The sequence below is a fragment of the Streptomyces sp. NPDC004327 genome (genome assembly GCF_042873935.1).
Lineage (GTDB): Bacteria > Actinomycetota > Actinomycetes > Streptomycetales > Streptomycetaceae > Streptomyces.
This window is the reverse complement of the sequence record NZ_JBIAME010000007.1, coordinates 429,597-451,487: the sequence shown is the minus strand read 5'-3', so window position 1 is coordinate 451,487 and position 21,891 is coordinate 429,597. Positions and strand designations below refer to the sequence as shown.

Annotated in this window: 10 protein-coding genes and 3 pseudogenes; 8 read left to right on the top strand and 5 right to left on the bottom strand. The window is 68.8% G+C overall.

What is annotated here, in order from left to right:
• Nucleotides 1–349 precede the first annotated feature (349 nt).
• The 3 genes from ACFYU9_RS25760 to ACFYU9_RS25750 all read left to right on the top strand — a co-directional run bounded on the left by ACFYU9_RS25760 (nucleotide 350) and on the right by ACFYU9_RS25750 (nucleotide 4,888).
• Nucleotides 350–3,016 carry a SpoIIE family protein phosphatase gene (locus tag ACFYU9_RS25760; protein WP_389346167.1) on the top strand — a complete coding sequence of 889 codons (2,667 nt, stop codon included), beginning with the start codon at nucleotides 350–352 and terminating at the stop codon, nucleotides 3,014–3,016.
• 122 nt (nucleotides 3,017–3,138) lie between these two features.
• Nucleotides 3,139–4,278, top strand: a complete 1,140-nt coding sequence (locus tag ACFYU9_RS25755) for an ABC transporter substrate-binding protein (RefSeq protein WP_389346166.1) — start codon at nucleotides 3,139–3,141, stop codon at nucleotides 4,276–4,278.
• Nucleotides 4,279–4,675: 397 nt separating this feature from the next.
• Nucleotides 4,676–4,888 (top strand): hypothetical protein, encoded by a 213-nt coding sequence (locus ACFYU9_RS25750; RefSeq protein WP_389346165.1) that lies wholly within the window; start codon nucleotides 4,676–4,678, stop codon nucleotides 4,886–4,888.
• A gap of 105 nt (nucleotides 4,889–4,993) precedes the next feature.
• Here the strand turns inward: ACFYU9_RS25750 and ACFYU9_RS25745 are convergent.
• Nucleotides 4,994–6,067: pseudogene (locus ACFYU9_RS25745) on the bottom strand (tetratricopeptide repeat protein); the annotation flags it as partial.
• 214 nt (nucleotides 6,068–6,281) lie between these two features.
• Between ACFYU9_RS25745 and ACFYU9_RS25740 the strand changes: the two are divergent.
• The 5 genes and pseudogenes from ACFYU9_RS25740 to ACFYU9_RS25720 form a co-directional block, all read left to right on the top strand.
• Nucleotides 6,282–6,707: pseudogene (locus ACFYU9_RS25740) on the top strand (primase-like DNA-binding domain-containing protein); the annotation flags it as partial.
• On the top strand, nucleotides 6,704–7,105 hold the full coding sequence (locus ACFYU9_RS25735) for a DUF6009 family protein (RefSeq protein WP_389346164.1): 402 nt from the start codon (nucleotides 6,704–6,706) through the stop codon (nucleotides 7,103–7,105). The pseudogene ACFYU9_RS25740 and the gene ACFYU9_RS25735, both read left to right, overlap by 4 nt.
• A 213-nt stretch (nucleotides 7,106–7,318) precedes the next feature.
• Nucleotides 7,319–8,115 (top strand): IS5 family transposase gene (locus tag ACFYU9_RS25730; RefSeq protein WP_389346241.1). Its coding sequence is split into 2 segments (ribosomal slippage): nucleotides 7,319–7,654 and nucleotides 7,657–8,115, totalling 795 coding nucleotides; the frame shifts between segments, so codons are not numbered across the junction.
• Between the two features lie 97 nt (nucleotides 8,116–8,212).
• Nucleotides 8,213–8,818: an SMI1/KNR4 family protein gene (locus ACFYU9_RS25725; RefSeq protein ID WP_389346163.1), complete on the top strand. Its 606-nt coding sequence runs from the start codon at nucleotides 8,213–8,215 to the stop codon at nucleotides 8,816–8,818.
• Nucleotides 8,819–9,278: 460 nt separating this feature from the next.
• Nucleotides 9,279–9,365, top strand: a pseudogene (locus ACFYU9_RS25720) (IS5/IS1182 family transposase); the annotation flags it as partial.
• Nucleotides 9,366–9,476: 111 nt separating this feature from the next.
• On the opposite strand, the gene ACFYU9_RS25715 reads toward ACFYU9_RS25720, so the two are convergent.
• The 4 genes from ACFYU9_RS25715 to ACFYU9_RS25700 form a co-directional block, all read right to left on the bottom strand.
• Nucleotides 9,477–10,040 carry an SMI1/KNR4 family protein gene (locus tag ACFYU9_RS25715; RefSeq protein ID WP_389346162.1) on the bottom strand — a complete coding sequence of 188 codons (564 nt, stop codon included), beginning with the start codon at nucleotides 10,038–10,040 and terminating at the stop codon, nucleotides 9,477–9,479.
• Between the two features lie 35 nt (nucleotides 10,041–10,075).
• Nucleotides 10,076–20,287: a LamG-like jellyroll fold domain-containing protein gene (locus ACFYU9_RS25710; protein ID WP_389346161.1), complete on the bottom strand. Its 10,212-nt coding sequence runs from the start codon at nucleotides 20,285–20,287 to the stop codon at nucleotides 10,076–10,078.
• Between the two features lie 730 nt (nucleotides 20,288–21,017).
• On the bottom strand, nucleotides 21,018–21,179 hold the full coding sequence (locus ACFYU9_RS25705) for an NmrA family NAD(P)-binding protein (RefSeq protein ID WP_389346160.1): 162 nt from the start codon (nucleotides 21,177–21,179) through the stop codon (nucleotides 21,018–21,020).
• Nucleotides 21,180–21,274: 95 nt separating this feature from the next.
• The gene (locus tag ACFYU9_RS25700; protein ID WP_389346159.1) at nucleotides 21,275–21,622 is read right to left on the bottom strand and encodes a hypothetical protein; all 348 of its coding nucleotides are present in this window, start codon (nucleotides 21,620–21,622) and stop codon (nucleotides 21,275–21,277) included.
• Nucleotides 21,623–21,891 lie beyond the last annotated feature (269 nt).

Genomic DNA, 21,891 nt, shown 5'->3' with positions numbered 1-21,891 from the left:
ATGACTTCCTGCACGGCGTGTGGGCGGGGGATCCACATCAGCGCTGCGGCGGCCCGGGTCCCGCCCGCACCCCCGCGCGCCGCGCCACCTCACCCCTCGCTCTGCGGAGAGGACCCGGATCGCCGGCTCGGCGACCGTCGCTCCCCACTGCCGACGGCCCACAGAGGTTAGAAAATAAAGTATGAGCGACCTCCTTGGACGCGTCCGACGTCGGCTGCTCGGCTCGGCCACGAGCTCTTCCTCTCCCTCGCGGCGTCCCCGCTCGGGAAGCCACCAGGAGCGTCAGGAGCACGCCCAGCCCCCCAAGGGAGGGGCGCGCCGGCCGCAGCGTCTGTCCTCCCTTCTGAGCGTGCGCAGCGTGGCCGGCGAGGTGTTCCTCCTGCAGCTGGCCGTCGTCGTGCTGCTCGTCGCTGCCGCGGTGGTGGCGCTCGTGGTGCAAGCCGGAAGCGCCGGCATGGTGGACGCCCGGCACCGTACGCTCGCCGCCGCCGGAACGTTCGCGGAATCTCCGGGAATCGTCGCGGCCCTCCGCAGCCCCCATCCGAGCGCAGTGCTACAGCCGAGCGCCGAGGCGGCCCGGAAGATCGCCGGGGTCGACGGCATCAACGTGTACACACTCTCCGGGATCACCCTCGCCCACAGCGACCCACGGCAGATCGGGAAGCACGTCGTCGGCCCCTTCTCCAAGGCGGCGGCCGGCCAGTCCTTCACCGAGACCTTCAAAGGGTCCCTGGGACAGTCCGTGGTATCGGTGGTCCCCGTCAAGGACTCCGACGGCCGCGTCATCGCCATCGTCTCCTCCCCGGTCACGGTCCAGAACGTGCAGAGCATGGTGAACCGGCAGCTGCCGGTCGTCCTCGGCAGTGCAGCCGCGGTGCTCGCCCTGTCCGCGGGCGGAACCGCTCTGGTGAGCCGTCGGCTGCTGCGCCGGACCCATGGCCTGGGACCGGCCGAGATGACGAGGATGTACGAGCACCACAACGCGGTGCTGCACGCGGTGCGAGAGGGCGTGCTGATCATCGGCGGCGGCGGACGACTGCTGCTGGCCAATGACGAGGCGCGGCGGCTGCTGCGTCTGCCCGTGGACGCCGAAGGCCTCCCCGTCACGGACCTGGGTCTGGAGGAGGGAATCGCCGAGCCGATCGCATCGGGCCGTTCCGCGACCGACGAGCTGCACATGGCGGCCGATCGGCTGCTGTCGGTGAACATCCGGCCCACCGCCCCCTACGGGCAGGCCGGGACCGTCGTCACGCTGCGGGACACCACCGAGCTGCGGGCACTCTCCGGCAGGGCAGAGGTGGCCCGCGAGCGGCTGAAGCTGCTCTACGACGCGGGAGTGCGGGTGGGAACGACGCTGAACGTCGAGCACACTGCGGAGGAACTGGCAAAGGTGGCGGTCCCGCGGTTCGCCGACGTGGTCACGGTCGACCTGCTGGACCCGGTGCTGCACGGTGAGGAGCCGGCCGAAGGGAGCACCGAGATGCGCCGCACCGCCGCCGTCGGCCTTCAGGGCGACCACCCGCTCTCCCCTGTCGGCGAGCTGATCCGGTTCGTTCCCACCAGCCCCATGGCGGCTCGGCTGGCCGACGGCCGTGCGGTCCTGGAGGCGGACCTGCGCGTCACCCACGGCTGGCGGATCCAGGACCCGGCCAACGCACTGCAGATCCTGGACCGCGGCATCCACTCCTTGATCGCCGTGCCCCTGCGGGCCCGGGGCGTGGTGCTGGGGATGGCCGGCTACTGGCGGGGGCAGGACTCCCCGCCGTTCGACGAGGAGGACGTGTCCTTCGCCGAGGAGCTGACCGCCCGGGCTGCACTGGCCGTCGACAATGCCCGCCGCTACACCCGCGAGCACACCATGGCCGTGACCCTGCAGCGCAGCCTGCTGCCCCGGGGCGTACCGGAGCAGTCCGCCGTCGAGGTCGCGCACCGCTATCTGGCTGCCCAGGCCGGTGTGAGTGGTGACTGGTTCGATGTCATCCCGCTGCCCGGCACCCGGGTGGCCCTGGTGGTCGGCGACGTCGTCGGCCACGGGCTCCACGCAGCCGCCACCATGGGCCGTCTGCGCACCGCCGTGTACAACTTCTCCACCCTCGACCTGCCTCCGGACGAACTCCTGAGCCACCTGGACGAGCTGGTCGCCCACATCGACACCGACGAGCAGGAGTGGCAGGGGATCACCGGAGCCACCTGCCTGTGCGCCATCTACGATCCCGTCTCGGGGCAGGTGACGGCCGCCACCGCCGGGCATCCGGGCCCCGCTCTGGTCCGCCCCGACGGAACCGTGTCCTTCCCCGAGGTGCCCGTCTCCCCGCCGCTGGGCCTGGGCGAGGGCCTGCCCATGGAGACCATGACGGTCACCCTGCCCGAAGGCTCCCGGCTGGCACTCTTCACCGACGGGCTGATCGAGAGCCGCGACCGCGATCCGGACGCGGGCCTGGCAGCGCTGCGCGCCGCCCTGGCCGGGCCCGCCCGCACCCCGGAGGAAACCTGCACCGCGGTGATCGACGCGATGCTGCCCACCAGGCCCAGCGACGACGTCGCGCTGCTGGTGGCCCGCACCCGCCGACTGGACCCCGCTCGGATCGCCGAGTGGGACGTGCGCCCCGACCCTGCGGCGGTGTCCCCGGTGCGCAACGCCTGCGCCCGCCGACTGGCGGACTGGGGCCTGGAGGAGCTCGCCTTCACCACGGAACTCATCCTCAGCGAACTGATAACCAACGCCATCCGCTACGGCACCGAGCCCATCCGGGTGAGGCTGCTGTACGACCGCAGCCTGATTTGCGAGGTCTCCGACGGGTCCAGCACCTCCCCGCACCTGCGCCGGGCCGAGGCCACCGACGAGGGCGGCCGCGGCCTGTTCCTCGTCGCGCAGTTCGCCGAGCGCTGGGGCACCCGCTACACCGCCCGCGGCAAGATCATCTGGAGTGAGCAGGCCCTCCTCGACGGGGCCGCACCGCCCGCGATGGATCTCGGGGAGGCGCTCCTGGCCGGGTGGGACGACGAGGGGTTCTGAGAACGCGCCGGTACGGCAGCCGCGGGGAAGACAGCGGACACCGCAGTCTGGGACTGCGCTGCCGAGGCCGCCGAACGTACGCTGGGATCGATCAGTACGCGACCGCCCGTTATGGAGCCTTTGTGCCGGCACCTCGTCTCCGGACAGCCTTCGTCGCCGCCTGCCTGCTCCTCGCGGCGCCCCTCAGCGCCTGCGGAGACAAGCCCACCGCGCCCAGAGCACCCGCGGTGGCCACCTCCGCCGCGGACGCCGGCGGCATGGCAGCACTGACCACAGCGGCCAAGAAGGAAGGCTCGCTCCACACGATCGCGCTCCCGAGCGACTGGGCCAACTACGGCGCAATGATCGACGGCTTCGAGAAGAAGTACGGGATCAGGGTCACAGTGGAGAACCCGGAAGGTACCAGCCAGGACGAGATCAACGCCCTGAAGGAGCACAGGGCCGGAGGCCGCGCCCCCGATGTGATCGACGTGGGGGGCTCGTTCGCGCAGTCCGCGGCACGTCAGGGCCTGCTCGCTCCGTACAAGGTCGCCGCGTACGACAAGATCCCCAAGGAACAGAAGGACGACCGGGCCCGCTGGTACAACAGCTACGGCGGTTACATCTCGATCGGCTGTGACGCCAAGCGCGTCAAGACCTGCCCCGCGACCTTCGCCGACCTGCGCAAGCCCGAGTACAAGGGCAAGGTCGCGCTCGACGGCAACCCCACCAAGTCCGGCTCCGCCTTCGCCGGGGTCTACGCGGCGGCCCTGGCGAACCGGGGTTCCTTCGACGACGTCCAGCCCGGCATCGACTTCTTCGCCGAGCTCAGCAAGAACGGCAACTTCATCCCGGTCGAATCCACCCCGGCCACGATCGCGAAGGGCCAGACCCCGATCAGCATCGACTGGGACTTCCTCAATCTCGGCTACGCCGACGAATTCCGCGAGAATGGCACGGACGTCGACTGGCGGACCGCCATCCCCTTCGACGGCAGCTTCGCTCAGTACTACGCGAACGCGGTGAACAAAGACGCTCCGCACCCCGCGGCGGCACGTCTGTGGCAGGAGTACGTCTTCAGCCCGGAGGGCCAGAACCTCCGGCTCGGCGCCTATGCACGCCCCGTCCTCATGGACGCCATGGAGAAGGACGGCACCCTCGACAAGGCCGCCGCCGAGAAACTGCCGACGGTCGAGGGCACGCCGACGTTTCCGACGGAGGCGCAGAGGGCGAAGGCAAGAGAGACCGTCAACCGCGGCTGGGCCGAGGCGGTCTCGAGCTGAGGGCCAAGGGCGCTCCTGACCAGGCGTGCATCCACCGGTCCGGGCCTCACACCGGTGGCCACGGCACTCGCGGCCGCTGTCCGGCCCGACTACAGGCCATGCTCACCGTTTGACGATCAGATCGAGGAGCTCTGCGAGCCGGTCCCTGACCGCCTCACGGTGGTGAAGGGCGTCCGGTGTCGACTCAGCGCTCGGCGGCACGCCCCGTCCGCGAAGACGTGGAGCATGCGCAGCGTGCGCAGCGTGCGCAGGCAGTTGGCGAGGTGCGCGGGAACCGGGATCGTGATGCGGATGAGCCCGCCCGCCTCTGCGACATCAGCGAGAACATCATGGGCGTCGACCTCAAGGCCGCTTCCTGGTTTCGCTCGAGACCTCGCCCGCGACGGTGACGGTGACGGTGACCGCCGAACAGATCTCCGTAGGAGCAGTTCCCCGCCTCGACATCGACCTCCTCCACGGCATGGACCGCCGCGATGCCGATGCGCCGGGGCTGCCCCTTCAGGCTCCGGATGCCGGCCCGATCGTTCTCGATCGGCTACCCGTCCGGCGTGGGCCCGACCCGTCCTTCCGCGTGTACGAGCTGACGGGTGTGCCGGTCGCGCCTCGGTGATCCCTCAGCGGGCATGGAGCAGTACCGGGCCCTCCACCGGCGCGATTGGTTGTGTCGCGAAACCGGGATCCGGACCATGCCGGAAGGACACTGTCGGCTGCTCGTTCAGTGCCGCGGGAACGCCAGTGCCGTCGGAGCCGGCCCCAGCGTCGTCGTGCCGGGGGGCGAGCGATGGCCCAGCCCCGTACGGTACGCGTCCAGCGCGGCCTCGGTGCGGCCGCCGCGGCGCAGAAGGTCGCCCAGCAGACGGCACAGATCGGCGAGGTCGCCGCTCGCACCGCTGCGCTCCAGCAGTCCGAGCGCCATGACGTAGTGCTCCTCGGCGGTCTCGCTGTCCCCCCGCTCCTCGGCGATCAGCCCGAGCAGCCTGTGAGCACCCCCCGCGTGCACCGCCCCGTGCCGGTCACCCAGTTCCAGAAATGCAGAGAGCAGGTCCGACGCCTCGTCGTGCCGTCCGAGCCGCCGGAGGACATCGGCCAACTCCACCTCCACCTGCGCGGTGAACAGAGCCGCGCGCTTGGCATTCAACATGTCCCGGGCGGCTCGCAACTCCTTTTCAGCCGAAGCCAGTTCGCCCTTCTGAGCCTGAACGTATCCGCGCATCCAGTGGCAGTGCGCGAGATCGGTGCACAGGCTCAGCTGCTGGTAGATCGCCTGCGCCTTGGCCAGTGAGGCGTCGGCGTCGGCCGTGCGCCCCTCGGCGAGGAAGGTGCGAGCCACCTGCCGGTGCATGCCCGCCACCAGCGCCGGATCGTCGACCTGCGGAGCCAGCGCCAGGGCGAGCTCGGCGGCGTGCGCGGCACGGGTGTGTGCACCCATGTCGATGTACGGGCCGATCACCGCTGCGTACAGGATGACCAGCGCCTCGGGGTCGGCCAGGCCGCTCGCGCCGAGCTCGTCGATGGTGGATTCGAGCAGGTAGCAGGCGTAACGCAGCTCCCCCGCCAGGAGGTGTGCGACGGCACGGCCCCGGATCGCGCGTGCGCGGCGGGGCAGCGGTTGCTCGGCGAGGAGCCGCTCGGCGGCCTGGAAGTGATGGCCCGCGTCGACCAGTTCACCGGTCTCCAGGGCACAGTCGCCGAGCCCACGACGCGGAGCCATGGCGACCGGAGTGGCCATCGCCCTCGCGGCCGTCCTCGCCGCCGCACCCGGCAGCACCGCTGCGGACCCGACGGCACCCCCCACGGCCGGGGTCGAGGTCGAGATACCCGGGCCGGAACACGGGACGCTCGCCGGATCCGGCCACACGCATGTGCCGCCGGGGAGCCGGAACCAGCCGGCCTCCCGCCTGACGGCGACCGAGGCGGTCGCCGACGGCGAGGTGGCCAAGGTGGTCGACAACGGCCCCATCGCCGACCGGCTCGACATCGTCGTCGTCGGAGACGGCTACACCGTCGCCGACGACCGCCGCATCGACAACCTCGCCGACATCCTCGTCGCCGAGGAAGGCCCCGGCATCCTCAACTGGCTCATCGACGGCGCCCGCCGCTACCTCGCAGGCGAGAAAGACCTCACCGGCCCCGACAAGGTCCGCATCGCCACCAAGGCCTACGCCTACGCCGAGACCGAAGACCACACCGGCCGCTTCTTCGACGAGGCATGCCTCCTCAACCCCGACGCACGTACCGAACAGAAAACCCTCTACGACGCCTACTGCGGCTGGTGCCAGAGCGAAGGCTGTATCCCCATGAGCAACCGCACCTTCGCCGCCCGCGCCCGCGAACTACTCGGCCTCGCCTCCCCGAAAGAGATGATCTTGTCGAATTCGAGGAAGTACTACCCTGGCATCGGACTGCTCGCCCACGAGGAGACGGCATGAGTTCCCTGATCAGCGAGAACGATCTCAAGCACGAGACCGGGATCGTCTGGCTCGAGGACATCACCCGCCTCGACTACGTCCGCCAGAGCCTCGACCGCCTCCCCACCCGCACCGGCAAACCCGCCTACCGCCGCGACGGCCGCATGGTCGGCTACGCCACCCTCGCCACCGACGCCAAAGCCTCCCGCGCCTCCGGCACCTTCCGCCGCCGCGTCTTCTGGCTCCTCCCACACGACCGCGACACCGAACCCGACGGCCTCTACGCCAGCAGCGCCCCGGCCGAAGCCATCGACCCCGCAACCCTGCAACCACGCACCAAGGGCAGGAAGACGGAGCGCTCGGAAGGCGGCCCGCCGTCCAGCGCGATGCAGGCCCTCGGGATAACCCTCCCGCTCTGACCCGCCTGGTCGCAGCGACCGAAGCGACTCAAGCGACCGAGATTCCGACATCACCGCGCCCTTGCGACGCTCGGTGGAGGAGAAGGCAGCCGAGCGCATGGGCCGCCAACCCACCTGCGCCCGCTGCTGGGCGAAGTTCACCGACGCCTGCTTGAAGGTCACTAAGAGGTCGTCTCAACTGGCTTGATTACTAGGCTGACGGCCGTGACGGCGATGGTGGAGCGTCTGGTGCCGGATGGGTTGTGGGAGTTGTTCCAGCGGGTGGTTCCAGCTGCTCCAGTACGACCGCAGGGCGGTGGCCGGCGAAGGTATGGAGATCGACAGGTGCTGGCGGCCATCGTGTTCGTGGCCACGACGGGCTGCACGTGGCGCCAACTGCCTCCGGGCTTTGGCCCGTCCGGGCCGACCGCGCACCGCCGGTTCACCGAGTGGAGCCGGGCCCGGGTGTGGGGCAAGCTCCACCGCCTGGTCCTAGACAAGCTCGGAGCTCGCGGCGCCTTGGACTGGTCCCGGTGCGCGATCGACTCCGTGAGCATGCGGGCGACGAAAGGGGGGACCTGACAGGTCCGAATCCCGTAGATCGCGGCAAGAAGGGATCAAAGATCCACTTGATCACCGAGCGGACCGGTCTGCCGCTATCGATCGGAATCTCGGCTGCGAACACCCATGACAGCCAGGGGCTGGAGCCCTTGGTACGGGGCATCCCACCGATCCGGTCCCGCCGCGGGCCGCGCCGCCGTCGACCGGCCAAGCTGCACGGTGACAAGGGATACGACTTCGACCGGCTTCGCACGTGGCTCCGCTCCCGCAACATCACACCGCGCATCGCGCGACGGGGCATCGAATCCTCCCAGCGACTGGGCCGTCATCCGTGGACCGTGGAGCGCACGGTGGCGTGGCTGTCCGGATGCCGCCGCCTGCACCGTCGCTACGAGCGCAAGGCCGAACACTGCCTGGCGTTCGCCGGCATCGCCGCCGCCCTGATCTGCTACCGCAGCCTGACCGCCTGACCGGCTGGTCCTCCGGGCTGGGATGATCCATGCCATACCCCGAATACCCCAAGAGGGCTTGCTTCCCGCACAGGCGGCACACACAACGAGGAACGCCATGACCGACTACCTGGCCGCCACCATGGCGATGCTCGGCCCGGCCCAGAACCGCTATGCGGAACCCACCGCCTGGGACCGGCTCCACGCACAATTCGGCATCCGGCTGCCGACCGACTACCAGGCCCTCGTGGACGCATACGCTCCCATCCACCTCAACGGACACCTGTACCTGCACCATCCCGCAACCGAGCGATGGAACCTGAACCAGTGGATCACGGACACGGTCCGGGCCTGGAACGACGTGCCCTGGGATGAACTCGACCTTGACGCCGACGAAGATCCCCGTGTGCTGTTCGGACTCACGGAGCTGAGCTTCGGCACCCGCAACGGACTGTGGCCGATCGCCAGCACCGACCGAGGCGAGACGATCTTCCTCATGGCCGCGGACGACACGGCCCCTTGGTTCCTGGTCGAAGACGGCGAAGGCGGCTGGGCACGGTACGACATGAACTTCGCCGAGTGGCTCTACCGCTATCTCATCGGTGAAGACATGGCCGGCCCCAACTCCTCCGCCTTCTACCCCGGCCCGGTACAGCTGTGCCGACTTCCGATGACCGCCGACGAACGGCCAGAACCGTGGAGCGGGCAGGACCGCGGCATGTAACCCTTCCGCCACGACAGCCACAGGCGACCACCGAATGCCCCAGCGACCCAAACGAGATGACCTCTAAGGGCTACCCGAAGCCGGAATCGCGTTGCCGTCCGAGGCTGTGCAGCGACTGCCAGGCGAAGGGCGTCGAGGCTGAGGAGGGGGACGGCGAGTGGCAGAGCGGGACTGGGCGGACGAGTGCCTGAGTGAGAGGCCCGCGGCTGACTTTCGTGCCCATGCTCCTGACCCGGGCAAGTCGGCGTTGTCGGTGGCGGTTGCGGGCTGGTCTGATGGCCGGTGCTCCACGGAGACCATCGGCCACCAGTTGTGCGTGGAGCCTCACAAAGGGGGTGAGCCAGAAACGGCCCACCAGAACGAGGCACTGCCGTGATCATCAAGTTCGCGGGCCTGGCTCGAGCGGAAGGCGGAACTTGAAGTATTCGACATCGGGGCCGCTCGGCCATGGTCGCTCTAGTCCTGGCGCATCTTTCGCAAAGCCCGCTGCAGCCCCGACCGCATGACGGCCATCGCCGCCGTCCTCACTCTGGAGCGTCAACGCTGAAAATCCTCACTGACGCCTTGGAGTCAAACGGTAAAGGGTTACATGCTCAAGGGGGCGTACTCGGGACTCCCGAGTACGCCCCCTTGAGCGCTCAATGTTTTGCGACTCTCCTCAGTTGCCTCGGTCTGGCCCGTACCATTCGGAATGGATGTCGTTCATGCCGGTCGGGAGGCTTTCGAGGAGGAGGGGCCCGGGGTAGTAGTCGCTGTGCCCGGGACTGAACATCTCCTGTCCTTCCAGATACCTGTACAGCCATTCTGAGAACATCATGCGATGTTCATGCAAATCTGTCTCATCGCGGTCACAGGTGAGGATTCTGGTTTGACCTCCATCGATTGCCAGATCCAAGAACGCGTATTCGCCCCTATCTGTGTGAGTGAGTGGAATCAGGTCGTACTTTCTACCGAATACCGGTCCCAGGTGGCGAGCTCCACTGATCTCTCTGTCTTGTTCGATATCGCGAAGCGTGTCGATGGTGTCGGAGATCCACTTCCCGAGTGGATAGAAAGTGTTCGCCGGGTGCTCCAGGTAGAGGTGCCCGTTCAATTGAACGGGGCCGTACGCGTCTACCAAATGCTTGTAGTCGTACGGCAGTGCCACTCCCATTTCATCCTCGACGGACTGCCAGGCATTGTGGCCCGCGAAGACGTTCCTTGGCTCGCCGAGGACTGCCATTGTTTTCCGTAGATAGTCGATCCCGTTGGCCGATCCTACTTCTTCTGCGGGCAATTTGCTGTCCCTGTCGTGGTGGCGGTTTTGTCAGGAGTGTTGTACACGGTGCAGTGCTTCCATTCCCCGCTTCCGACAACTGAGTACTTGTACTCAATTCTCGTCGGAATTCCGGTCCCTGCCCTGTCGTAGTGCGGGACGATGGAGACGGTTACTCGCTTGCCGGCCTCTAGGCCGCCTCGGATGTCGTCCTCGATCGTGTCGCGAATGTACGGGGAGTTGACCCACTCGTATTGAGGTACCAGGTTCCTGAGGTCTTTTCCTGACCCACCGCCCAGGTTCGGTATCAGGTGCCCGTTGTTCGCCCTTTGGCCAGGTTGCGAATTGATTTCATTGTACCCGGGAGGGCGCAGTCGTTGCTTCGTGGAGGTCCCCGGCCCCGGGTGGGCCGCAGTCGTCAGGTCCTTCTCGTCCAGAATTCCGTAGACGCCTGTCGCCCGGCATTCTTCCTGCCCGGAAAAGTTGTCAAAATAGCGTTCTCGCGGAAGGTATATTTGATGACCATTGTCACTCCTTCCTGGCCCGTCATCACATTGCCCATCTGTCCGATTCCGCCACTTGTTGTTTCCGCCCGGCTTCTCCTCCAGCCTTGGGTCTGGCGAACCAGCGATCACCGGAGCAAAGAGGGCAAGGGCGAGCGTATCGAGGAGCGCCTGCCCTGTGACGGTCACCGTTGTGGCGGCGGCGGTTGCCGCGGTACCGGCGATCGCGGTTGCGGCTGCCAAAGGTGCGGCGAGGCTCGGTGCCGGGGGCGGGCTACCACCGATGTAGCGGTTCTGCGGGGGCGGCGGCGGAGCCGGCGGTGCGACCGGCTTGGGTCGGGTACGGCCGGGTCCGCCAGGTCCGTGCGGGGGTCGGTACCGCGGCGGCCTTCCTCCGCCACCTCCGCCACCGCCGCCACCGCCGGTGTATCCGCCGAAGTAGGGGGCGACGTTGTCTTCGGAGGAGTTGTAGCCGCCGAAGTAGGGAGCGACGTTGTCTTCGTATTGCGGTCGCTGCCACGCGCAGACGTCTCTGCCGCCGCGGTAGCAGTCGTCATTGCGGATGCTGTTCGAACCGGCCATGAACGCTTCCCAGAAGGCGCAAGCGGGACTCAGGTAAGGCGTGGCCCAGATTTTTCCGCGACGGATGTCGAAGCAGTCCGATACGAGGTGCCCCGTCGGGTCGGTACCGTTGAGGGGGCTTGCGTTGGCGTAGGTGTAGCGGTTGGCCTGGACGGAGGGGTTGGGGTCGAGTTGCCAGGTGTCGCGGCTGGTGAAGCCGCCTGTGCCGGGCTGGTACCAGCGGGCGGCCATGTTGACTTCGCCGGTGCTGGTGTCGGTCCAGCCGGACTGGTAGCCGAGGTTGGGGCTGGTGCCGTTGCTCGCGGTGACCTTGCCGAACGCGTCGTAGGCCTTCGATGAGGCGACCGAGGTGCCGTCAGGGGTGAGGCTGGCGACGAGGTCGGTGTGCTGGTCGGTGACGGCCAGGCGTCCTGTGCCGGCGGTTCCGGTGGTGGCGCTGGCGAGCAGCGTTCCGCCGGGGGTGCGGGTGTAGGTGGAGGTGGCGTCCTGGACGAGGTCGTTGGAGCCGCCGTCGTAGGTGAAGGCGCCCCCGTTGTGGGTCATGACCCGGTCGAGGGAGTCGTAGGTGAAGGTGCTGGTGCCGTTGGTGATGGTGCGCTCGAAAGCGTCGGACTTGATTTGGCGGCTGGTGCCGTTCTCGGTGACGGTCTGTGTGGTGCCTCGGGCGCTGTAGTCGAAGGTCTGCGTGCCCCAGGCGGTGAGGCGGTTGCGGGAGTCGTAGGTGCCGGTGGTGTCGCCCTTCTTGGTGAGGTTGCCGGCCTTGTCCCACTCGTACGGGGTTGTGGTGCCGCCGGTGGTCTCGGAGGTCATCCGGCCGGCGAGGTCGTAGGTGTAGGTCTCGGCGGCGGCCCCGGCGGTGCCGGTGGTGGTCTTCTTCACCAGGCGGTTGTCGAGGTCGTACTCGTAGGCCGTGCCCGCGATCCCGGTACCGGTTGCGGTGTTCTTGACGCTGTCGTCGGCGAGGCGCCCGAGGGCGTCGTAGGTGTAGGAGCGCTTGGAGCCGATCGTCCACGTGCCGCCGGTGGCGGGGCGGGCGTACTCGTCGGCGGTCGGGCGTCCGGCCGCGTCGTAGTAGTTGCGCACCTGGGTGCCCGTGAGCGGGTCGGTCGTGGTGTTGAGGCGGCCGGCCTGGTCGTAGGTGAAGCCGGTGGTGCCGGCGGCGTCCGTGCGGGCGGTCATCTGGCCGTCCGCGTCGTAGGTGTAGGAGGAGGTGCCGCCGGGACCGTCGGTGGACAGCAGCTGGCCCCGGTCGTTGTAGGCGTAGGTGTTGCCTGCCAGGACCCCGTCGCCGGCGACGCCGGTCAGGTGTCCGGCGAGGTCGTAGGACAGGGAGCGGGGTCGGGTGGCCACCGCGGTGCCGGAGCCGGTCTCACCGGTGAGACGGCCCAGGGTGTCGTAGGTCTTGTTCCGCTTGACGCTGCCCGGCAGCAGCTCGGTGATGACCTGGCCCGCGGCGTCGTAGACGTTGGTCCAGGTGCGGCTGCTGAGGGCCGGGTGCTGGGTGGTGGAGGGTTCGATCGTGGATTCGGGCAGGCCCCAGGTGTTGAAGGTGTAGATGGTGGTCATGCCGCGGCCGTCGGTCAGTCTCGTGCGGTGGCCGGACGCGTCGTAGCCGAAGGTCGTGGTGATGGAGTCGGTGGCGGTGACGGGTTCGACCTGCTGGGTCAGCCGGCCGAGCGCGTCGTACGTGTAGGTGCGGCGCGCGCCGGTGGCGGAGACGGTTGCAGTGACGTTTCCGTCGGCGTCGTACTCGGTAGCGGCGGTCCGCAGGGCGGTGGTGCCGGTTCCGTAGTCGGTGACGGTGGTGGGCTTGCCGAAGACGTCGTAGGCCGTGGTCGCCTTGCGGCCGGTGGCGTCCTTGGTCTCAATGGCGTGGCCCAGGCCGTCGTAGGAGTTCTGGGTGACGCCGCCCAGCGGGTCCGTCACGGTCAGGACCTCGCCCGCGCTGTTGTAGGTCGCCGTGGTGCTGCGGCCGGCAGGCGTGGTCGAGGCGGTCTGGTTGCCCGCGTCGTCCCAGGTGTAGCGGGAGACGAGGTTCTGCAGGGTGGGCTTGCGCTCGATGACGGTGGCGGTTAGCTTGCGCCCCAGTTCGTCGTAGGTGGACTCCTTACGGGCCCCGGTCGGGTCGGTCGCGGACAGCGGCAGGCCGGTGGGGGTCCAGGTGAAGCTGGTGACGCCGCTGCCGGACGGGTCCGTGCTGGTGCCGTTCAACGTTGCCGTGCCGGGGGCTTGGAGCCCCTGGTCGCCGGTTGCCGGGTCCGTCTTGCGGACGAGGTTGCCGAGCTGGTCGTAGGCGTAATACGTGGTGCGGCCCAGCGGGTCGGTGCTGGACACCGGGTTGCCGAGCTTGTCGTACGCCGTCCGCCGCACCGCGGTCGTGGCGGTGGCTGCGCCGGGCGGGGTGTAGTCGGGCAGGGTGACCGTGACGGGCTGACCGAGGAGGTCGGTCTGCGTCTTGGTGACCTGGCCGCGCTCATCGCGCGACTCGGTGGCCTCGCCGAAGGTGTTGTAGCCGGTGAGCGTCTTGGGCGTCACGGCGGCTGCCGCACCGCCGTTCTCCTCGGCCTGCACCTGCGGCGCGGTCGTCTCGACCGGGCGGCCGAGTTCGTCGTAGCGGATGGTGGAGGTGTTGCCCCTCGGGCTGACCTGGGTGAGTGGCATCCCGCGCTGGTCGAAGGTGGCCGTCGAGACGCGGGTGGCGGTTCCGTCCGTGACGGTGTTCTTCTTCGGGTTGCCCGCCTGGTCGTACTCGGTGGTCGTCGTCAGCTTCTTGCCGAGGCCGTCGATCGACTGCGTCTGCTCGGTGACCCGGTCGCCGCCGTCGTAAACCGCGGTGGTGATGCGGTTCAGACCGTTCGGGTCGAACACCGAACGGGTCACCCGGCCCGTGGCATCGACGGTGTTGACGGTGGTCCGCGATCCGCTGGCGGTCTGGGTCAGGATGTTGCCCGCGCCGTCGTAGGAGGTCGAGGAGAGGACGATGTCCTTCTTCGTCCCGTCGGACTGGGTGACGGCCTTGGCCGTCTCGGTGGCCTTGAGGCCGTCGTCGTAGTAGGTGAAGCTCCTCGTGGCGCCCATGGCGTCGGTGGTGGACGCAAGGCGGCCGGCCGGGTCGTACGCGTTGGAGACCAGGGTCAGGTCACGCGTCTGCCCGGAGGGATCGCCCGTCCAGTCCTTCAGGACCGATTCGGCGAGCTGGCCGCGCCGGGTGTAGGAGTGGGTGGTGACGTTCCCGGCGGCGTCGGTTTCGCGGATGACGCGGCCGAGCGGGTCGTGGACGAAGGTTGTCTCGTTGCCCGCGGCGTCGGTGGTGCTGTCGTTGAGGCCGAACGCGTTGTAGTGACGGGTGGTGGTGCGGGTTGCATCACCGCCGGTGGTGTCCTCCGTGGACTCGGTCAGCAGCAGGCCGTCCGCGTCGTAGGTACGGGAGATGCGCGCGGTGTGGGTGACACCGGTGATCTCGTTCTTCACACCCTGGCCGGTCTCGGTCGAAATCCGGGACATGGCGTTGTACGCGTACGTGGTGCTCACCCCGGCGGGGAAGGCGTCCGACCGCTGCGTCTCAGAGGTCTTGCGGCCCAGTCCGTCGTAGGTGTACGTGGTGACGAGCCCGGAGGGCGAGGTGATCTGGGCGACGTCACCATTGGCGGCGTAGGCGTACCGGGTGGTGGCGCCGTCGGTGTCCTTCACTGTGGCGACCAGGCCGGCCGGCGTCGTCCCGCCGCCCACCGCCGGTTCGCTGCCGGTGGTGTAGGTGGTGCTCTTCGTGCGGCCGTCGGCCAAGGTGACCGTGTCGGTCAGGCCGAGCGCGGTGTACGTGGTGGTGGTGCGGTAGCGGTTGTCCTCCGGTCCGCTGGAGCGGCCGTCGCGGACCGCGGTCGGCTTGCCGCCGCGCGGGTCCAGGGGGTCGGCGTCGTTGGTGTAGTAGTCGGTGAACGACGTCCAGCAGGAGTTGGCGTCGCGGCACGTCGTCGTCGAGACGGTGCGGCCGCGCGCATCGTGACCGGTGATCACGGAGTGCCCGTTGGGGTCGGTGACCGTGTGCAGGAAGCCGCCGGTGTCGTACGCGTACGTGGTCAGCCCGCCGTCAGCGTCCGTCGTAGCGGTGCGGCGCTGGCCGCGGACCGCGTCGAAGGTGCTGGCGGTCGTCACGCCTGCGGGGTCGGTGACCGTCACCGTGGAGGACAGCGAGGAGCTGCTGGCCTGCGCGCGAGACTGGTAGTGCGTGTTCACTTGGGCCGCGGTGAGGGGCCGAGGGTAGACCGCGACCTCGTCGATGCTGCCGGTGAGATAGGACGGGTGGCCGGGGCTGGCGGGCCAGCCGTAGGAGTAACCGGCACCGATGTAGGTGCGCTTGTTGGCCTGGTGACTGATCGGGCTCGTCACCGCCTGTGCGACCTGGGCTCCGTCCAGGTAAAGGGTCTGAGTCCCTGCTCGCACGGTGATGGCGGCGTGGTGCCACTGGTCGTCGGTCACCGTGGTCGGTGAGACGTTGGTGGCGTTGGTGTTGGGTGTGTAGTACTGGCCGTGGAGCTTGTTGTCCGAGCCGACGTACAGGACCGGGGTGTAGGTGCTCACGCCGGGGTCGGGCAGGGGGCGTTCCTGGTCGCTGTAGAGGACACCGGGCTTGGCGGTCTTGAACCACAGCTCCACGGATAGGTCCGTGGTGGTCATGCCGATGGGTGGCAGTTCGGCGTAGCCGTCGCCGTTGAAGGAGGCGGCCGTGCCGTCTCCGGGACCGAACGCGCCGGTCGATCCGAGGGTGGCCTTGGTGTAGGTGCCGGTGCCGCCGGTTGCGGCGACCTTGTTGGTCACCTGGGTGCCGGAACTCTCGTCCAGGCGCCAGTAGCCGGAGGGGGCGTCGGCGAGGACGGTGCCCTGGTACTGGGCGCCGTTGCCGGCGACCAGGCGGTTGCGGGCCTTGTAGTGGTCGGCGACGGTCTGAGCGTCGAGCTCCTTCGCGTAGAAGGCGGCTTCGTCGAGCTGGCCGTTGAAGTAGCGCACGCCGTTGGCCTGGCCGTCCCAGCCCGCGCTGGAGAAGCCGGCGCCGAGGTAGGCGTAGGCCATCGTCTCGGGCTTGACCACGCCGGCCTTCGAGCCGACCTTTGCACCGTCGAGATAGAGCGACTGGCCTGCGGTGCCGCCGGTGATGACGACGTGGTGCCACTTGTTGTCGGTGACGGTGTTGCCGCCCATCACCGGCCAGCCGTTGGTGCCGTCCCACAGGTGGCCGCGCAGCTTGCCCTCGCCGTCGATGAGCAGGCTCGGGTTGTACATCGCGGGCGTGGTGTTGGTGATCTCCACGTTCTGCAGCCCGAGGAGGGCTCCGCTGGGCCTGTCGGTGCGGAACCACAACTCGACCGACAGCGACGTGGCCCCGGCCAGGCTCTCCGCCGGTACGGCGATCGCGCCCTTGGCGCCGTCGAGGGTTACCGCACCGTCGTCGCCGTCGTAGAAGGCGCCGACGCCGCCCAGGGTGACGCCGTCGCGGTAGGAGCCGTTGCCGCCGCTGGATATCTCATCCGCCGCGGCCGCGCCGTTGGTGTCTCCCAGGCGCCAGTAGTTGACCGGCCCCGTCGCACGGACCGCGTCGGCGTATGCCTGCGAGCCGGCCGTGTAGCGCGGGGCCGAGATCTTCCACGTACCGCCGTTGTTGTCCGTCACCTCCGTGGCGCGCTCGGTGTCGGCGTCGTAGAGGGCCGCGTTGGCGATGCGGCCGGAGGGCAGAGTGGTCTTCGACAGCTTCGAGGCACCGGTCCGGGCCGCGTAGTGCGCGCGGACCGAGCCGGCGTCAAGGGCGCGGTGGTAGACCGCGACCTCGTCCATCGAGCCCTTGAAGTAGCGGGTGGTGTTCGCGCCGCCGCCGTCCCAGCTGTCGGAGGTGAAGCCGGAACCAAGGTAGGTGAAGGTCTTCACCGAGTGAGTGACCGGCCCCGTGCGGCTGCCCAGGGCCTGACCGTCCAGGTAGAGCGTCTGGCTGGTGCCGGTGCTCGTGAGGACGGCGTGGTGCCAGGCGTTGTCCGTGACCGGCGCCGTGGAGGCGATCGGGGTCACATAGCCGTTGGACACCTCAAAGGCCCCGCGTAGCTTGCCGGCCGCATCGACGGCCAGGACCGGGTTGTAGTGGCTGGGGCCACCCGACCCAAGCGCCACGTCCTGGAAGCCCAGCAGCACGCCACCCGGCTTGTCCGCCTTGAACCACATCTCCACCGACAGGACGGTGGAGGAGGCCAGCGTGGTCTGCGGCAGCTCGATGTAGGAGTTGGTGCCGTTGAAGGACACCGCCTTGTTGCCAGTGCCGGCCAGCACACCCGGTGCGCCGAGATCGACGTCGCGGTAGTGGCCGGTGCTCATGCCGGTACGAGAGACGGCCTCGCTCTGCGCGGCCTCGCCCTCGGCCTCGTTCAGCCGCCAGTAGCCGACCGGGTCGGCGTCCTGGACCATGCTGCGGTACTGGGAACCGCCCGTGTACTCGTACACCGTGCAAGCGGTGGCCGAGGACGGGGGGCAGACTTTCGTCAGCAGGTCGCCGGTGTAGGTGTACGACCACACCAGGGCCGGCGCCGACGGCCCGACCGCGTCCGTGGACACGGAGGCGACGTGCTCGCCGCTCCACGAGAAGGCGAGCGAGCGCTGCGAGAGCGCATCGGTGGCCTTGGACAGCTTGCCCGCCGTGTAGGTCAGGAGCTGCTCGCGCCCGTTGCCGTCCTTGATCTTGGTCAACAGGCCGGTCGCGTCGAAGGTGAACAGGGACGCGGTGGCGTCCCGCAGCGTCCAGCCCCCGCCGTTCACCGCGGTGAGCTGGCCCATCGACCCGGAGGGGGCACTGTAGGAGCCGTCGCTGTTCTTGCCGAACCGGACCTGGCTGCCGTCAGCAAGGGTGATCACCACACTGCCGTCGGGCTCGGCCAGCGCCCGCATGTCCCACCGAGTGGCCCAGCCGGCACCGAAGGCACTCGAGGTCCTGGGGTCTTGCGAGTTGTAGGTGCGGGTGACCGCGAGCTCGGGACCCACCGCGTTCACGGAGGCGTCCCGCGCCGAGGTGGCGAAGTTCCCCGACCGCTCGTCGAAGCCCCGTCCGCTGTCCGTACCGCCCAGGTGGGAGGTGATGACAGGCTGCGGAACCTGCATGTTCAGCAGCGAGGGCCCGGGACGGGCGGACTGATCCTTGCTGTCGCTGGCATACGCGTACCAGGCGTACGCCTTGCCCCAGCTGAGCCAGCCGGCCGGGACAGTCCAGCTCTGCGACGCCGAAGACGGGCTGGTGCGACAGTTCTGCCGGGTGTTCTGCCCAGCGACCTCGCACACCTCGAACTGGTAGGTCAGCGCGCCCGGGTACTGGTCTCGGTCCGTCGCGGACGCCCACAGCGTCGGCGTGAGCGTGTCCGGGACGGCGCCGCTGGGCGGCGACTCGGCCGTCAGCTGCGGCGGGATGTTGACCGCGTCAACCTGAAGCCCCGCACCAGGCACGCCCTCGTTCACGAACGTGGCCGTGCCGTAGTCGTCCATGGTCCACACCAGTGTGTACCGCGCCGGGACCAGCGGGGCGATCTTCGCGTCCAAGGTGACGGTGTCACCCGGAGGCACATCGCGCGGCATCGGCGTCCAGCGGACCTTGTCCGCACCGCTGATCGGGTTACCGGCGGCGTCGTAGAGCAGGTAGCGCAGCTTGTAGTTGCTGTTCGCGCCCCACGTCTGCTGGCCCTGGTTGGTGACGGTCACCTTGAAGGTGCCCTCGGTCGTGGCCGTCATGGGCTGCACGAACTGACCCAGCTGGTACGCGGCTCCGTACTTGGTCCACGTCACATCGAGGCTGGGCTTGCCGTTGGGGTAGTTGTCCGAGCCGAACTGCTTCCAGGCGTAGGAGTCGGTCGTGGACGCCTTGATGGCCAGGCCGTAGTTGGGCTTGCGGTTGTGCGTCCAGTCGTCGACCAGCTGACGGCCGGCGCCCTCCAGGTCGATGGCCTCCCAGGCGGCGTCGCCGCACGGGTAGCTGGTCTGCCCGGCGGGACGCCAGCCGTGCGTGAAGCTCTTGGACGCCAGCGCGTCGCCCGTGGCCGGGCCCGGCCACGAGGACGTCGAGCCCTCGGACCAGTTCGACGTGATGGCGTGCACCGTCACCGGGCGGGCCGTGCACGAGTACGACCAGGTGTTGAACACCTGCAGCTTCGCGTTGATGATCCACGCGTTGCTCAGCGAGCTGAGTCCGTCGAACCGCAGGAACGACGCCGCCTTGTTGCTGCCGCCGTTGGACGTGCCGACCTTCAGGACGGTGTCGCTGGAGAAGTTCTGGTTGTAGGGCGACTGGACGTAGGTGCCGGCGGTCGCGCCGGTGCGGGTGACCGACGGGTCGACCTTGACGGGGAAGACCCGCTCGGGCGCCGCAAGCCACTTCTTGTCCAGATCGGCGACCAGTACCTGGCGTCCGTGCTCGCGCACCAGGCTGTAGGTCACGCCGGAGGACACGGCACCCTGGTTGGAATTCGCATCCCGATGGGAGTCCTCCATCCAGCCGGCGGGCATCCACGCCTGCTGACGGCCCGCCGCGTCGTTGAACACGACGCCGCCATGGCCGTCGAGCTTCGCGCTCAGGCCCGTGAGCGCCAGCGGGAAACGCCACTGCGTGGGTGCATCGGCGCTCTTGAGGATCAGCGACTCCTTCACGGAGTCACTGCCGGCGATCAGCTCCACATCCGAGGCCCGCCGGACCTCCGGATAGGTGATGACGCTGCCGGAGACCTTGCCCGCCGCGTGCGCCGCCCCCTCGATGCCATAGGCGACGGCGCCACTGCCATCCACCCCCAGACTCACGAGAGACGGTGCGTCGGCGTACTGGGCGAAACGGAGCTGCTTCTGGGTGGCGCGCGTGTGCCACCCTGCCCCCGCCCCGCTCGGGCCCTGCGATCCGCTCGGCGCGGTCGGGGACAACGCGGTGTCGATGCTCTTCCACGTGCCGTCCGCAGAGGGGAAGTTGACGGGCTCGTTGTAGAAGCGTGTGGTGTACGTCCCGTCCTTGTTGAGGAACGTCCGGCCGCGCTCGGTGCGCCTGGCCGTCACCTCACGGCTGGACTTGGCCTCGAACCCCTTCGGCCGGCCCGGCGCCGGGGCGGGAACCTCGTGGAACGGCACCTTGACGGGTGGCGTCCCGTTCCCCAGACGTACCGGGGCCGCGGAGCCGTCAAGCGGTAGTTCTCCCCGCCCCTTGAGAGCGCCGGCTCGGCCGCCGGAGGCGGAAGCATCCGTCGTGCTGCCGGCAGCGTTGTGACGCCGGCCCTCCGCGGATCCCCAACCCTGCTCCGGTATGACACCGGCACCGGGGCCGTATCTCGCGGTGACCCACTTGTTCACCGCCCAGGCCGCCTGTTCTGTACCTGCCAGAACGGCCAATATGAATGCCACCAGCAGAACCAGTGGTCGCGCTGTACGCACGAAAATCCCTTACATAGACGTTTTGGATTGCGAGGACGCGGCACGGCCGACACCGCGCAGGGGTCGGCCGTGAAACCGCCGGTGCACAGGGATCGGACTGCTCGAGGCCGACCGCAACGGTCAGCCGGTTGCGGATGGCTGAAGGCGCACGAGGCGAAAGCAAGACGCCTCGCGTGAACCTCTCGCCCTTTGCCCCCTGAACTCGCGGCATGGATATCAACCCGCGTGTCAGCCAGGACCTTTCCGTCCTGGCGAGCCTCCGAACAGTGGCACGGATGCCATTGACTGCAGGAAAAGGCCGCCCTCCGTCAGCCTCTCGGTCGGTGGAGGGTACGAAGGCGGTGTCGGACCGTGGGTCACAGCGAGGGACTTCATCGCACTCACGGACGTGCAAGGCCTTGCGCGTCCACGTCGTCCGTCACGCCGCGCACTACGACGCCGGGTCGGCCAGATCGCCGACCCGGACTGGCATGTCCGGATGCAGCGCGGCCGCGTCCTTGACCAGGGGCACCACGTCGTGGCCCTCCAGCGTCAGGTGCGACACGACCGCGGAGCCGATGTGACCGGTGGCACCGAGTGCCAGAACCTTCATGAACCCTCCCACGGGAATGTTCCTCGAACAGAGGAACCGTAGGAAACGCACCCGCACCTGCGGATCCGTCGAATGACCTGGTTCCGTACCGGCGTTCATGCGTGACGGGGCCGGAGGGGTGACCCGGGCCGACCGGGGCGACGGGGTGAGCGGACGTCAGCCCAGTCGAGCGCTCCCAGCGCGGCCCGCGGCGCCACGCCGAGCTTCGAGTAGGCGTTGGACAGGTGGTAGCCGACCGTACGCGGGCTCCCGTACAGCAGCCGGGTGCGCGCCTCCTCTGCCCGCGCGTCGTCGGCGGCGAGCAGAGCACGGCAACGCAGCTCCCCCGCCCACGCGGTCCCGGTGACCTCGGCCAAGCGCGTGAACCGCTCGGCGGCCCGACCGGCGTCGGCGGCCCGGTCGCTCCGTACGGCGGCCTCCACTTGGTCAGGCAGGCTGTGCACGGAGACCATGGGGTGCCCGTACGGCCCGCCGGTTCATCGTGGCCTTAAAGGGGGGCGGGGCTGAGCGGCTGTCGTCCATCGGTGCGGACTACTCCCGCATGGCGGTCGCTCTTCGGGGCCAGGGACGAGGCCGACCAAGATCCGGGCCATACACGGCCAGCCGCCTGCAGCCTGTCCGAATCGTAGCTGTTTCCGCTGGTCAGCGGCCACACGAGGTGTGTACCACCAGCAGACGAAGAACATCTTTTGTAGCTATTCCCCGAAGGCAG

Coding starts and splice junctions, on each gene's coding strand:
- ACFYU9_RS25735 (WP_389346164.1), top strand. CDS start 6,704: ATGAGTTCCCTGATCAGCGAGAACGATCTCAAGCACGAGACCGGGATC.
- ACFYU9_RS25715 (WP_389346162.1), bottom strand. CDS start 10,040: ATGGCAGTCCTCGGCGAGCCAAGGAACGTCTTCGCGGGCCACAATGCC.
- ACFYU9_RS25705 (WP_389346160.1), bottom strand. CDS start 21,179: ATGAAGGTTCTGGCACTCGGTGCCACCGGTCACATCGGCTCCGCGGTC.
- ACFYU9_RS25725 (WP_389346163.1), top strand. CDS start 8,213: ATGACCGACTACCTGGCCGCCACCATGGCGATGCTCGGCCCGGCCCAG.